Genomic DNA, 14,028 nt, shown 5'->3' with positions numbered 1-14,028 from the left:
CCGTTCAGCCCGGGGACGACGTGGCCGCGAGCCGCTCCGGTTCCCGCGCGGCCGGCTGGACGGGCAGTTCGGGGCGGGGCGGGGCCGGATCGCCGCGCAGGGTGCGCACCAGCAGCAGGGTGCCCGCGACGACCATCCAGGCCAGGGGCTTGGCCGACTGCCGATACCCGGCGTGCCCGCCGTCGAGGAAGTCCACGCCGATGAACTGCAAGGGACGCACCAGCGGTACCGCGGCGACCCAGAACCACACCGAGCGGGCCGCCGAGCCGCGGACCACCACGCTCGCGACCAGCGGCAGGAGCACCACCAACGGGTAGTAGCCGAACGCGGGGGTGCTCACCAGGAACGTCCCGATCATCACGATCGCCGACGTGTCGACGAGGCGCAGGCGCTCATCGCCGCCGTTGCGCCAGCGCAGCACCGCGGTGGTCACGGCGATGGCGAGCACCGCCACCCGTACGACGGCCAGGGGCGCGCCGTCGATGCCGATCCGCGGCAGCATGGCCGGCAGGGACGAGTCGTACGGCCGGGCGAACTCGTCCTGGCCGCCGAGCAGGAACGGCAGCGTCCGGGTGAAGAACAGCCCCGGCTCGGGCAGCAGCGGCGTCACCACCGCGCAGGCGACCACCGGGATGCCGGCCGCCGCGGCCAGCCCGCGCCACTTGCGGGCGAGCAGGAACACCAGCCCGATCGGCACCAGCATCGGCTTGACCGCGATCGACACGCCGATGACCACGCCCGCGGCCAGCCATCGCCCGCGCCCCATGAGCAGCAGCGCGACCGCCATCAGGGCCGCCACCGGCGCGGTCCAGTTGCCCAGCTCGACGACGCTGACGGCCGGGTTGAACAGCGCGAACGCGGCGACGCCGGCGACCCCGAGCCACGAGCGCAGGCCGACGCCGAACAGCCGCAGCGCCGCCCACCAGCCGAGCAGCAGCAGCGCCGCCAGCCCGAACGGGAACAGCCGCTCCAGCTGGGTGTCGGACAGCGGGGTGAGGACCAGCGCGAACGGCACGCTCGAGGGCGGGTAGAGAAACCGGTCCGACTCGTACGGCGAGCCCCCGCCGAGCAGCCGGCGCACCGCGTCGACCACGAGCAGGTTGTCCATGCTGTGCATCTGGCCGGTGAGCGAGATGCGCACCAGTTCCTGGACGAGCAGCGCATAGGCGCCAGCCAGTACGACCCAGGGCGCTCGGCTCTTGAGCATGGCGGGAGCCTAGCCATCCAGCGGGTGAGCGCGGCGGGTGATGTTCCCGCTCACCCGGTCCGTTCAGTACCCGGAGTCGATGCCCGACCGGAACGCCAGCGCGCTGCACAGCAGCGCCAGCACCACCATGGCCACCAGCACGACGCCGAGGACGACCGCCATCACGACCAGGACCGGCCCGGGACCGGACCCGCCCGGGGCGGGCGCGTACGTCGGCCGGCGGCCGGGCCGCGAGCCCTGGTAGCCGTTGAAGATCGGCTTCCCGGCGCCCGGGCCGGCCCCTCGGGCGCCCCCGGGCGGCCGCGGTGCCCGAGAGGTGCGGCGGCGCGGCGGCGGGTCGTCGAAGGCGTCCCAATAGGCCCAGTAGGCCTCCTCCTCATCATCCTCTTCATCCTCCTCGACCTGGCGCCAGTACTCCTCCTCCTCTTCCTCCTCGTGGCGGGAGGTCATGCGGTCCCCCGTTCCAGCGCGTCGAGGCTCTGCAGCCGGCGCGCGTCGCCCGTGCGGCCGGCGTGGCGGCGCAGTTCGGCGACGGAGGTTTCGGGGACCTCGAGCGCCTCGGCGAGCTGCCGGATCCGGGTGTGGAAGTCCGGCAGCGTCGTGACCGTCGGCAGCGTGGCCACGCCGAGCGCGCGATCGAGCAGCGCGGTCCGGCGCACCGCGGCGTCGCCGCACCAGATCTGGATGAAGTGGTTGTCCCAGAACTGGTAGGCGCCGACGCGCGACGGCGACAACCGGGGCGACTCGCCGAAGGCCTCGGCCGGCATCACCACCCGCCAGCGGCCGCCCTGCTGGTCGAGCCGACCGCCGCTGAAGGCCGTCGATCGGCCGAGCCACGCCCGCCAGATCCGGTCGGGATCGCCGGCGTCCTCGGCCTCGATGAGATGCTCGACCGAGGAGTCCGCGCACACCCGTTCCAGGAACGGGTCGCGGTGCTCGGCGACGCCGGTGTACGCCAGGAGGCGCCCCTCGGTCGTCTCGATCAGGTAGCAGGGCAGGTAGCCCTCGCGGACGCTCTCCTGCCGCAGGTTGCGCAGCTGGGACGGCAGGTTGAACTCGGCCCGGTCGGCCCGCTCGGCCAACCGGGGCAGGGCCTGCGGGTCGTACGGCGCCGCGGTGAACAGGGGCCGGAACCGGGTGCGGTCGGCGAGCTGTCCGTCGGCGACCTCGGGGGCGTCGAGCACCGGGACCGCGCCGTCGTAGTACGGGCGCGGCAGCGGCCGGCCGGTCTGCCGTTCGATGAGCACCTTGAGCCGGCTGGTGGACGGCACGTACCGCAGGCCGTCACGCAGCGAGCGCCGCCCCAGCTCGCGCACGCGCAGCCGGCCGCCCTCGTCGGCGACGAGCTGCACGGCGATGAGGAACGCCAGGCAGCGATCGACGATGCCGGGCGGGAGGCCGAGGAAGCCGGACAGCCCGGACCGGTCGTGGATGCCGGCCTCGTGCAGGGCCCGCAGCACGAAGTGGTCGATGAGCTCGAAGTCCTGCCCGTCGTACACCTGCGCGCTCGCCTCGATCTGCCACAGCGGCCACAGCACGGCGAACAGCCGCAGCGGCCGGACTCCGGGCAGCGCCACGGCGTGCTCGACGGCCCGGGTGGCCGGGTAGATGACCCGCCTCATGGGCGCCGCCCGGCGGTGTCGGCCAGCGCGGCGGCGATCTCCAGGGAGTCGCGGCGGTCGCCGGCGCCGGCGAGGTGGCGGCCCATCGCCACCATCAGCTCGCGGAACGGCTCGTCCCGGGCCGCGCGCAGGGTGCTCAGGTCGCCGACCAGCACCAGCTGCCGGCGGGCGCGTGTGATGGCGACGTTGAAGCGGCGCAGCTCGCGCAGGAAGCCGATGTCGCCGCCGGCGTTGCTGCGCGTGAAGCCGAAGATGACGAGGTCGCGCTCGCCGCCCTGGAACGAGTCGACGCTGCCGACGTGCTCGGTCGTCGCCGGCTCCTCGAGCCGCTCGATGAGCAGCTCCTTCTGGGCGTTGAACGGCACGATGACGGCCCAGTCGCGAAACTGCGGCCGCAGCGCCCGCAGCAGCGCGACGATCAGGTCGGCCTCCAGCTCGTTGCGGTACCCGTGGCGGACCGCCTCGCGCAGGTTGCGCATGGCGGTCTCGGCGCGCTGGGCGGCCGGCCGGTCCGACGTGTCGACCATCGCGAACGGCGAGGCGAACAGGTCGGCGGCCGGGCCGCCCGCGTGCCGGGTCATGACGCGGCCGGAGTAGAAGCGCTCGGACACGAACCCGGCGATCTGCTCCGGCATCCGCCGCTGGGTGCGCAGCCACACCGCGTTGGACTGCGGCGCGCGCGGGAAGAGCAGCTCGAAGCCGCTGCGGGCGAGCAGGTCGGTCACCGCCGGCTCGACGTCGGCGGCGAGGCCCTCGGCCCAGCGGCGCACCTCCTCGTCGAGGAACGGCGGCAGCTGGCGGTGGTCGCCGACGAGCATGGCGCGCCGGGCCCGTACCAGCGGTACGAGCAGATTCGGGGTCGAGATCTGGCCCGCCTCGTCGACGATGGCGAGGTCGAAGTAGAGCTGCGAGACGAGCGCCGACGTGTCGGTGCCGATGCAGGTGGCGCCGACGACGTCGCAGTAGCGGGCGATCTCGCGCTCCAGCTCGCCGCCGAGGTCGGCGACGCGCTCGCGCCACTCCCCGAGCAGGTTCGCCTGCCGCTCGACGGTCTCGGCGGCGGCGGAGGCGGCGGCCCGCAGCGCCGCCCAGCCGGCCCAGTCGGGGCCGTCCGCGCGGTCGGGCGGATCCGGTGGCAGCGTCACGGCCGGGCGGAGCAGCTGCCGCAGCAGCGCGCCGATCCGGCGCGGCTCCGGGGCCAGCTCCTCGAGCGTGCGGCGGGCGGTGTCCCGGACGGTGTGCAGGCGTAGCACCTCCGGATGCCGCGCGCCGAGCTCCGTGATCCGCTGCCACAGCGCCGAGCGGGCCGACTCGACCGCGGTCAGCCGGGCGTCGGCGGCGGCCAGCTCCGCCTGGGCCCGCCCAGCGCGGCGCTCGAGCCAGCCGGCGATCCACCGGTGCAGGAACGCCGGCGGGGCGTTGCGAGCCACGCGCGCCCGCGCGAAAAACAGCCGCCGCCCGGCCGCCTCGGCCGTGTTCGCCCGGCCGAGGTGCGCCGCCCGCGCCGCGGCCAGGTCGCGCTCGACGGCGTCGAGTTGCCCGGCCAGGGGGCCGCCGGCGGCCCGCACGGCGGCGGCGATGCGGGCCGGCGCGGCGTCCAGCTCGGCCCGGGCGGCAGCACCACGGCCGGCGACCGACTCGAGGTGCGCCAGGTACCGCTCGATCAGCGGCCGCTGGCCCCGGACCTCGCGCAGCGCGTCCAGCCGGCCGCGGTCGGCGAGGATCTCCCGGCGCAGCGCTTCGGCCCGGCTCTCCGAGGACAGTGCCCGCACCTTGGCGCTCATCCGGTCCTCGTTGCCGATGCGCACCACGTTGAGCTCCGGCGGCAGGTCTTCGAGCACGTTGTCGACGGCGCGGTGGGTGTGCGAGGTGACCAGGACCCGCTGGCCGCGGGCGGCGCACTCCCGCACGACCTGGACGATGGTGCGGGTCTTGCCGGTGCCGGGCGGGCCGAGCACGGCGAGCAGGTCGGGCACGGCGACGGCGCGCCGGAACGCCTCGCGCTGGTCGTCGTCGAGGCCGGCGGCGGGCACCGCGTCGCGGGCCGGCTCGTAGGGCCGGAACCGGGCGTCGACGAGGTGCTCCAGCAGGTGCGGGTTGCGGGCGGAGCCCTTGCGCAGCGCGGCGACGGCGTCGCGCTGGGCGCGGAAGATGCGGTCGCCGCCGAGCTCGCCGAGCGTGCCCTGGGCGCCGATCTGGTCGTAGTCGGATCCGGGCTCGAAGCGCACGACGACGTCGCGGCCGTCGACGTCGATGACGCGCCCGCGCAGTTGGGGGGCGTCGCCGAGGTACACCATCGTGTTCTTGGTGAGCTGCGGCCGGCGGGCCATCCGGAACCGGTAGACGCCGCGGGCGGAGTGCCGCTGCTCCTTGGCCGCCTCCCGGTGCACGTAGGCCTGCGCGGCCCGGCCGGCGAGCTGGTCGAGCTCGATCTGGCGGCCGGCCTCGATGACCTGGTCGACGAGGTCGAGGTAGCGGGCGTGGGCCGGGGCGAGCGACGGGCCGGGCGGCGCCGGGCGGCCCGCGGCCGCCGTCGCGGCGCTCCACGCGCTCCACAGCGCGTCGCCGTAGGTGGTGGTGCGAGGCAGGCTGCCCTGCGCGAACGCCTGGTTGAGGCTCGCGAGGTCGGGCACCGCGCAGATGCCGGGGCAGGACAGCAGCAGCGCGCCCTTGAGCAGGCGCTCCTCGTCGCGGAAGCGCCGCCGGGCGGCGTGGCCCAGGTTGTAGGCGTCGCCGGCGCGGGTGGGGTAGAGCCAGCCGACGTGGCGGCCGGCGTACACCGCCATCCGCCAGCCCTTCTGCGTCGTTTCGAGGGTGAGCGGCAGCGCGCCGCGCTTCGCCAGCGTGTCGAGCTCCTGGAAGAAGGGCGTGGGGTTGTACTCCAGGTCGGCGAGGAACCGGTCGGAGTACACGAGCGCGATGGGGCCGGGCACGCGCACCGGCGGCGGGATCATGCGCGCACCCCGGCGGCGGACTCCCGGCGGCCCTGGCGCAGCCCGGCCGCGACCTCGGCGGCGCCGGGCCGGTGGCGCGGATCGGGATCGAGTGCCCGCAGCAGGAGCCGGTCCAGCCGCTCGGGGAAGCCCGGCAGCAGGTCACGCAGCGGCGCGGCGACGGTGCCCGCGCCCGCGCACGCGTGCAGCAACGCGGCCAGGCGGTACACGTCGGTCGGCGGGCCCGGGCGCCCGCGCGCCAGGGCCCGCTGCTCCGGCGCCGGGTGCTCGCCGCCCTCGCCGGGCCGGTGCGGCCAGCCGGCGAGCCCAGGATCGCGCAGGCGGCCGTGCCGCCCCGGCAGGGCGACCCGGACCGAGCGGCCGTCCAGTGCACGGTGGGCGTGGCCGCGGCGGTGCAGCGCGGCGAGCCCGTCGGCGACGCCGGCGAGCACGGCCAGGGCGAGGGGCAGCATGAGGGGGTCCAGTCCGGGCCGGCCGTCGCCGAACATCTCCAGCCAGCTCTTGCCGGCCGGCGCGTCGAGCACGAGCAGGTGCAGGTCCCCGTCGCGGTGGCGCTCCACGAGCGCGGGCAGCCCGGCCTCGGGGCGCTGCAGGCACGCGGCCTGGGCGTCGAGGCCGTCGCGCATCCGGGCGGCGGCCGGCCCGTCGTCGTCGATCCGCAGGCCGCGCAGCCACACCGGGCGCCCGGCGCCGTCGAGGGCACGGCCGGCGGCCTGCATGATCGTCCACGAGCCGTCCTCGGCGCGCACCGTCTCCACCGGGTCGTGCACCAGGTAGGCGCCCGTCGCGCCGGCAACCTCCGCACCGCCGCGCCAGTGCCGCCCGTCGGGGGTCGCGGGGCCGATCCGGACCCGCGGCGCGGGGCGCGGCGAGGCCTCGAACGCGGTGCGGAGCCGGTCGAGCTGCTCCTCGATGTCGCGCAGCATGGCCCGGGTCAACGGGGCCGGCGGGTCCGGGGGCACGAAGCCGGGCGCGGGGGCGGCGCCGGTCTGTTCGCGGTACCACCACAGGGCCAGCTCGTGACAGGACTCCAGCACCGTCATCGCCTTCACCCCGTCGCCCGAGTAGCCGTGCACCGCCTCGTTCCCGAGCCGGCGGACGATCTCGAGCAGGTCGTGCACGCGGGCGGGAATGGCTCCGGCGGCGGCCAGCCGCTGGGTGCGCCGGTGCTGCGGGGTCCGCGGCGGCACGGTGACGCCGGCCCGGCGGGCCACGGCCTCGGCCAGCGTCTCGGTGAACCGGCGCCCGCGGGCCATGGCGGCGTCCGGGTCGGTGTGCACGTACGCCTCGGCGGTGGCCGCGTCGCCCGCCAGCAGCACGGCCTCGGGCAGGCCGGCCAGCGCGGGGTCGGCGAGAAAGCGGAAATTGCGCGAGTCGTTCACCAGCTGCCGCATGTGACTGGTCATGGCTCCCCACGGAACATTGACGCAACCGAACAGCGCAGAATATCGGTGAATCGACGTGGATGGAACTTGAATCCGTATCACCGCGAGCGGGCAGCCCGCGGGTGGGTGGCCGCCCGGCCGGGCGGCCACCCACGTGTCAGCCGTCAGACCAGCGCGAACTTCTGCGCGCCGCTGCCGTTGCAGTCCCAGATCTGCAGCCGTGTGCCGTTGCCGGTCGCCCCGCTGGGCGAGTCCAGGCACCGGCCCGACTGCGGGTTCTTCAGCGAGCCGTCGGCCTGCTGCACCCAGTTCTGCCCGCCGACGCCGTTGCAGTCCCACAGCTCGACCAGCGCGCCGTTCGCGGTCGAGTTGCCCACGATGTCCAGGCACCGGCCCAGGGTGCGCAGCGAGCCGTTGGACTGGTGGAACCAGTGCTGGTCCACCGCCCAGGACTGGCAGTCCCACAGCTGTACCGCCGCCCCGTTGGTGCCCGTGTCGTCGGCGGCCACGTCGACGCACTTGCCGCCCGGGCCGTTGATCGTGCCGCCGCCGTTGACGGAGAACTTCTGCGCGCCGCTGCCGTTGCAGTCCCAGATCTGCAGCCGCGTGCCGTTGCCGGTCGCCCCGCTGGGCGAGTCCAGGCACCGGCCCGACTGCGGGTTCTTCAGCGAGCCGTCGGCCTGCTGCACCCACTGCTGGCCGCCGACGCCGTTGCAGTCCCACAGCTCGACCTGGGTGCCGTTGGCCGTGCCGTTGCCGTTGATGTCCAGGCACCGGCCCAGCGTCGACAGCGAGCCGTTCGCGTTGTGCGTCCAGTGCTGGTCCACCGCGTAGGACTGGCAGTCCCACAGCTGCACGGCCGTGCCGTTGGCGCCGTTGTCGTCGCCGCTCACGTCCACGCACTTGCCGCCCGGACCGGTGATGGTCCCGGACGCCGCCGGAGCGCTGCCGCCACCGGTGAGCAGGAACCGGTTGTTGGCCGTGTTCCAGTGCGTGGCCAGGTAGGACCCGGCCGGCGGGTTGGTGTTGAAGTAGTCGTCCTTGTTGCAGTCCAGCCGGTTGTCCTGGGCCTGGTCGGCGCACACGACCCGCAGCACCGTGCCCGGCCCGTCGTTGTAGCACATGATGTCGTAGTCATCCGTGCAGTGACCGTAGGCGGTGTGGTTCGGCGAACTGCTCATCACCGCACCCATCGCGTGCGTCAACTCGTGCGCCGCCGGCCCCGAACCCCAGCACCCGGAGTCCACCCGGCTGAAACTCGCCCCCGAGTTGTTGTAGTTCTCCTGGCCGGGCCGGTCGTCGATGGTCACGTACGCCACACCGCACAGCGCGGTCGCGTCGACGTACATCAGGTACTTGCGGTCCGTCCGGTTGTAGCCGAGCGCCTTGATCGCGTTCACCGAGTTGCCGAAGTCGCTCAGCGCGCTGTTGGCGATCGCGACGTCGGTGACCGAGATGTTGCACGAGCCGTCGGTCACGAACCGGATGTGCCGCACCCCGCCGGTCTGCGCCGCGCTGGCACTGTAGATGTCGTCCACACCCTGCGTCCAGGTCCGGATCGAGGCCACATACTGGCTGTACCGATCCGCGTTGCCCGAACCATGCACGTAGAGCACCTGCACCCGGTTACCGGACTGCCCGTCACCGTCACACACGACGCCCGCCGCGGCCGCGGCCCGCGCCGCGCTCCCCGACTCCGCGAGCGGCGCCACGGACCGCGTGACATCCGTGCCCGCGAACGCCGCGTCCGGCCCGTGCGTACACGCCCCCGCCACGTTCTTGAGCTCGAACAACCCCTTACAGCGCCCCGTACCGACCTTGAACCCGTCATACACGAGACCCCGCGCACGGTCATTCGCCGGAATCGTCGGGTCCGGCGGCCCCTGCCGCTGCTGCTGCGCCCACGCGGGCACCGTACCGATACCGACGAGCAGCAAAGCCCCCGCCACAATGGCGAGCACTCCGGGCCGCGGCCTGAACTGCAATCGAAACATGGGCATCTCCCGCTGGCGGACGGGTCAGGAACGCCCAGTGTGTCCCACGCGATCGCCATCGAACAATGTCGAACAAGGAAATGTTCAACTTTGTTGGCTGATCGCAGTGGCGCTCGCGGCGGGCGGCACACGAAGGGGCCGTCCCCCGGGCGTTGCTCAGGCGCCCGGGGGACGGCGGGGCGAAGGACCGCTCAGGCCAGGTACTTCGCCACGTACTCGTGGGCGTCCTGGATGATCAGCGCCACCCGGTCGGCCGCGTCGTCGAGCGTGCCGTCGACCACGGTCAGCGTGGGCAGGACGCCCTCACGCACGGGCAGGCGCCAGTGCGCGTTGTAGCCGGCCTCGTGCACGCCCGTCGACCCGTACGCCGGATCGCCCAGGCACACGTGCCCGAACGCCCGGTTGGTCCCGGTGAACAGGGCGGCATCGGGCTCGTCGTGCAGCGTCGGCACGGTGTCGCGGTGCCCGGCCTGCACGAGCGGGATGTGCCCGCCGATCCCGTCGAACCAGGCCTCCCCCGCGATGAGCAGGTCGGGGCTGCCCTCGCGCAGCAGGTCGACCAGGGACCGCAGGCCGAGGACCGTGCTACCGCGCGGGTCGTTGTTGTACATGGCCGAGATGTCCAGGAAGGCGGCGTCGAAGCCGTACTCGTGGTGCAGCCGTACGATCTGCTCGGCCAAGTGCCGCCGCCACGGCTCGTAGGCGGGGTTGATCAGGGCGCCCCAGCTGTGGTCGAAATGGCGCGAGGCGTCCCAGTCGACCGAGCCGATCGGCATGTGGCCGCTGGCGTTGAGCAGCTGCCCGGGCGCGGCCCACGTCTCGAAGCCGGGCAGGTCGCGGGCGGCGACGTTGGCGCCGAACATGGGCATCACGCGGGCGCCGAGGCGGTGCGCGCCCTCGATGAGCCGCCGGAACCCGGCCGCTCCGCCCAGGCGCTCGTCGACGTCGAACCGGCCGTACCACCGGTAGTACCGCCCCTCCCAGCCGGGCAGATAGGCCAGGATCCGCGACGGGTCGATCTGCTCGGACAGCCGCCGCAACACCGTCAACATGGCGTCGTAGTCCAGGAACACGCGCCCGGTGAAGTGCATCCCGTTGAGCGACACCACGAGTGCGGTGCGGCGCAGCCAGTCCGGCACGTCCGGGCGCGAGGACCACGAGGGCAGGTCGTACGCGCGGCGGATGTGCTCGGTGTGCGAGGCCACCACCGGCGCCAGGTCCGTGACGCGGCGCAGTTCCCAGGTCGGCACGGCGAAGTCCGGGCCCGGCCGGGTCGCGTCCGCGTCGGCGATCAGCTCGAAGTCGCATGTGGACGGTGCGGCGAAGTGCGGGACGACGACGAACCGCTTGGCGCGCACCTGGGTGTCCAGGCTGCGCGCGACCGTGCAGGAGCCGTCGGGGCGCTTCAGGCCCAGCAGCGGGGTGGCCAGGTCGAACCAGCCGTTGGGGTACTGCACGACCCGCCCGGTCACCGGCACCGGCAGGTCGCCCTCGCGCAGGCCGGTGACGTCCCCGGTCGGCTGGTCGTGCAGGACGACGGCGACACAGCGGACCCCGTCGCGGTGCGTCGCGCGGACCGAGATCCGCACGACGCCGTCCGTGTCGTCGATGCGCACGACCGCGCCGCCGGGGCTGACCTGCTGCCCGCCGGCCCACGTAAGTTCGCCGGCCGTGAGCGTGCCCGAGCCGTCGGACGTCATCGCACCGAGGCCGTAGACGTTCTCCCCGGTGTGGACGCGGACGCTGATCGGGCCGAGCGAGGTGTCGATGCGGGGGTGCGGCCACCGGAAGCTCAGGTCGTGCATGGTGCTGACTCCTTCGGAAACGATCAGGACGCGAGCCGGCTGCTGAAGCCGGACTTGCCGGTGGAGACGGCCTTCGCCGGGTCGCCGGCGAACACCCAGTCGCGGATGAACTGCAGATACGGGCCGGTCGGGTCGATGAACAGGGAGTTGTACTTCGGGGTGACCGGCACCTTCGCGGTGGCGACGAGCTGGTTGGCCCGCAGCAGGCGCGGCTCGGCCTTGGTCAGCTCGTTGTCGGCGGTGTCGGAGCGGACGGTGAGCTGGCCGGTCCTGGCCACGACCGTCTTCTGCACGTCCTCGGACATGCTCCAGGCGATGAAGTCCCACGCGGTCTTCGCGTTCTTGGCGCCGCGGGCGATGCCGACGACGTCGCCGCCGAGGAAGGACGCGGTGCCGGACGTGCCCGGGATCGTGGTGACGCCGAAGTTCAGGCCGGCCTGGGCCTTGTAGACGCTGATGGCGAAGCTGCCCAGGGCGATCATGCCGATCTTGCCGGACTGGAAGCCGTTGAGCCACGTGGCACCGTTGTCGTCCTTGACCGCGGCGGGCATGAGCTTCTCGTCCCACATCGTCTTGTGCGCGTTGAGGGCGGCCGCGACGGCCGGGTCGTCGAGCGTGGCCTGGGAGCCGTCGGCGTTCATGATGTCGCCGCCGCTGGCCCAGATGTACGGCAGCAGCGTGTAGGCGTTGCAGCCGGCGCAGTTGCCGGCGAAGGAGAACCCGTACGTATCCCCGCCCAGCGCGGTGATCTTCCGGGCGTCGGCGACGAGCTCGTCCAGGGTCGCCGGCGGCTTCTGCGGGTCGAGTCCGGCCTTGGTGAACAGGTCCTTGTTGTAGTACAGCATCGAGACGTCGAGCTGGTGCGGCAGCGCGTAGGTCTTGCCGTCGGCGGTGCTGATCCGCACGGCCGCCGGGGCCAGGGCGCTCTTGTACGGCAGCGCGTCGACGAGCTTCGTGATGTCGGTGAGCAGGTTCTGGCTCGTGAGCGACTTGACGTTGGCGATGTCGACGGCGACGAGGTCGGGGGCGTCGCCGCTGCGCACGGACTGGACGTACTTCTGCACGTACTGCGCGTCCGGCACGGTCAGCATCGTGATCTTGCGGTTCGGGTTGGCCTCGTTCCAGGCGGCGACGAGGGCCTTGTCCATCGGCTCGTCGGCGGCGCGGACCCAGAGGGTGGCCGGGCCGTCGCCGGTGAGGTCGCTCGCGGCGGACGGGCTGTCGCCGGGGGCGTCGGTGTTGCTGCAGGCGGCTGACGCGAGGGCGACGAGGGCGGCCAGAGCCGGCGCCAGGCGGCGCATAGGGGGCATTGCGGGCTCCTAAGGAAACTAACCTTTGACGGCGCCGCCGGTCAGCCCGGCGACGTAGTAGCGCTGCAGGATCAGGAAGATGACGACGCAGGGCACCGCCGCGAAGACCGCTCCGGTCTCCAGCACGCCCCAGTTGAGCGTGCCGCCGGCGCCGGTCTGCAGATTCGCCAGAATGACCGGGAGGGTGTACGACTGCTGCCTGGTCGTGAAGATGAGCGCGGCGAGGAACTCGTTCCAGGCGGTGAAGAAGGCGTAGAGCGCGACGGTCGCCACGCCCGGCGCGACGATCGGCACCAGCACCCGCCGCAGCGCCGTGAAGGTGCCGGCGCCGTCGCAGATCGCGGCCTCCTCGACCGCGGCGGGCACCGAGGCGAAGGCGGCGCGCATGGTGAAGATGCCGAAGGGCAGGGCGAACACGGTGTAGACGAGCACGAGCCCGAGCCGCGAGTTGGTCAGGTGCAGGTCGTCGAGGATCACGTAGAGGGACGGGACGATCGACTGGAACGGGATCATCAGCGTGGAGAGCACGACGAGGAACAGCAGTCCCCGGCCGCGGAACCGGAAGCGGGCGAAGCCGTAGCCGGCCAGGACCGACAGGGCGCTCGCGGCGAGCACGGTCCCGGCGGTCACGAGGGCGCTGTTGACGACGTTGTGGAACAGGCCGGCGTCGAGCAGGCGGCGGTAGTTCTCCAGGCTCGGGTCGTGCGGCAGGAGGGTCGGGGGTGTCTGGGCGAACTCGGCGCCGGTCTTGAACGAGGCGACGACGAGCCAGCCGAGCGGGGCGACGAAGAGCAGGGCGAGGAGCCCGAAGACGGTGTAGAAGGGGACGGCCGGCAACCAGCCGGGGCGCCGGGTCACGAGTCCTCCCGGGAGCGGGTCAGCAGCAGCTGCACGGTGGTGAGGACGAGCAGGATGGCCATGAGCGCGATCGACATGGCCGCCGAGTAGCCGAGGTTGAAGTCGATGAACCCGGCCCGGTAGATGAGGTAGACGACCGGGATGGTGCGGTTGTCGGGGCCGCCCTGGGTGAGGATGAAGAACTGGTCGAAGGCGAGGTAGCTGCCGATGACGGTGAGGATCAGCACCAGCGCGAGCGTCGGTCGCAGCAGCGGCAGCGTGATGGAGCGCAACACCCGCAGCCGCCTGGCCCCGTCGACCTCGGCCGCCTCGTAGAACTCCTTGGAGATGGCCTGCATCCCGCTCATGAGCAGCAGCATCGTCAGGCCGACGGTCTTCCACACGACCAGCGCGACGACGACCGCCAGGGCGGTGGGAAAGCTGCCCGACACCGAGACGGGCCCGTCGGCGAGGCCGGCCTTGCGCAGCAGGTCGGGCACGATGCCGATGCGGTCGTCGAGCAGCCACAGCGTCATGTAGCTGGCGGTGGCGAAGCCGATGACGACCGGCATCACGAACGCGGTGCGCAGCAGCCCGGCCCCGCGCCGGCGGTGGCGCACCGCGGAGGCGAGCGCGAAGCCGACGACGAGCAGCGCCGCGGTCACGATGACGGTGTAGAGGGTGGTGAAGCCGAGGCTGTGCCAGAACGTGGCGTCGCCGCCGAGGCGCCGGTAGTTGGCCAGGCCGATGAACCGGCGCGAGCCGAGCAGCGACCAGTCGTAGAAGGACATGACCGCGGTGACGATCACCGGCAGCACGAACAGCCCGAGCACCAGCAGCACGGCCGGCGCCACCAGCAGCAGTCCGAGCCGCTGCCGGCGGGCCTGGGGGCCGAGCCGCCGTCGCTGCGTCAT

Annotated in this window: 10 protein-coding genes; all 10 read right to left on the bottom strand. The window is 73.2% G+C overall.

Annotated features, from left to right (window positions below; all coding sequences use genetic code 11):
* Positions 1 to 4 precede the first annotated feature (4 nt).
* Positions 5 to 1,207: a glycosyltransferase family 87 protein gene (locus ACQP1P_RS21010; protein ID WP_433088586.1), complete on the bottom strand. Its 1,203-nt coding sequence runs from the start codon at positions 1,205 to 1,207 to the stop codon at positions 5 to 7.
* A 63-nt stretch (positions 1,208 to 1,270) separates the two neighbouring features.
* On the bottom strand, positions 1,271 to 1,657 hold the full coding sequence (locus ACQP1P_RS21005; protein WP_433088584.1) for a hypothetical protein: 387 nt from the start codon (positions 1,655 to 1,657) through the stop codon (positions 1,271 to 1,273).
* Positions 1,654 to 2,829, bottom strand: coding sequence for a hypothetical protein (locus ACQP1P_RS21000; RefSeq protein ID WP_433088582.1), 1,176 nt, complete (start codon positions 2,827 to 2,829; stop codon positions 1,654 to 1,656). The genes ACQP1P_RS21005 and ACQP1P_RS21000 overlap by 4 nt, the downstream gene beginning before the upstream one ends.
* Complete coding sequence (locus tag ACQP1P_RS20995) at positions 2,826 to 5,783, bottom strand: DEAD/DEAH box helicase (RefSeq protein WP_433088580.1); 2,958 nt, start codon at positions 5,781 to 5,783, stop codon at positions 2,826 to 2,828. Before ACQP1P_RS20995 ends, ACQP1P_RS21000 begins: the two co-directional genes overlap by 4 nt.
* Positions 5,780 to 7,189, bottom strand: a complete 1,410-nt coding sequence (locus ACQP1P_RS20990) for a DUF4145 domain-containing protein (RefSeq protein ID WP_433088578.1) — start codon at positions 7,187 to 7,189, stop codon at positions 5,780 to 5,782. Before ACQP1P_RS20990 ends, ACQP1P_RS20995 begins: the two co-directional genes overlap by 4 nt.
* A gap of 143 nt (positions 7,190 to 7,332) precedes the next feature.
* The gene (locus ACQP1P_RS20985; protein ID WP_433088576.1) at positions 7,333 to 9,003 is read right to left on the bottom strand and encodes a ricin-type beta-trefoil lectin domain protein; all 1,671 of its coding nucleotides are present in this window, start codon (positions 9,001 to 9,003) and stop codon (positions 7,333 to 7,335) included.
* Positions 9,004 to 9,353: 350 nt separating this feature from the next.
* Complete coding sequence (locus ACQP1P_RS20980) at positions 9,354 to 10,967, bottom strand: hypothetical protein (RefSeq protein WP_433088574.1); 1,614 nt, start codon at positions 10,965 to 10,967, stop codon at positions 9,354 to 9,356.
* Between the two features lie 23 nt (positions 10,968 to 10,990).
* The gene (locus ACQP1P_RS20975) at positions 10,991 to 12,277 is read right to left on the bottom strand and encodes an ABC transporter substrate-binding protein (RefSeq protein ID WP_433088572.1); all 1,287 of its coding nucleotides are present in this window, start codon (positions 12,275 to 12,277) and stop codon (positions 10,991 to 10,993) included.
* A gap of 18 nt (positions 12,278 to 12,295) precedes the next feature.
* A complete protein-coding gene (locus tag ACQP1P_RS20970) occupies positions 12,296 to 13,135 on the bottom strand; it encodes a carbohydrate ABC transporter permease (protein WP_433088570.1) in 840 nt (279 codons plus the stop codon).
* Positions 13,132 to 14,028 (bottom strand): carbohydrate ABC transporter permease, encoded by an 897-nt coding sequence (locus ACQP1P_RS20965; RefSeq protein WP_433088568.1) that lies wholly within the window; start codon positions 14,026 to 14,028, stop codon positions 13,132 to 13,134. The genes ACQP1P_RS20970 and ACQP1P_RS20965 overlap by 4 nt, the downstream gene beginning before the upstream one ends.

Origin of the sequence: Dactylosporangium sp. CA-052675 (genome assembly GCF_050947935.1) — a bacterium.
Taxonomy (GTDB): Bacteria; Actinomycetota; Actinomycetes; order Mycobacteriales; family Micromonosporaceae; genus Dactylosporangium.
The sequence above is the reverse complement of the archived record's forward strand: the minus strand, read 5'-3'. Positions and strand labels throughout refer to the sequence as shown.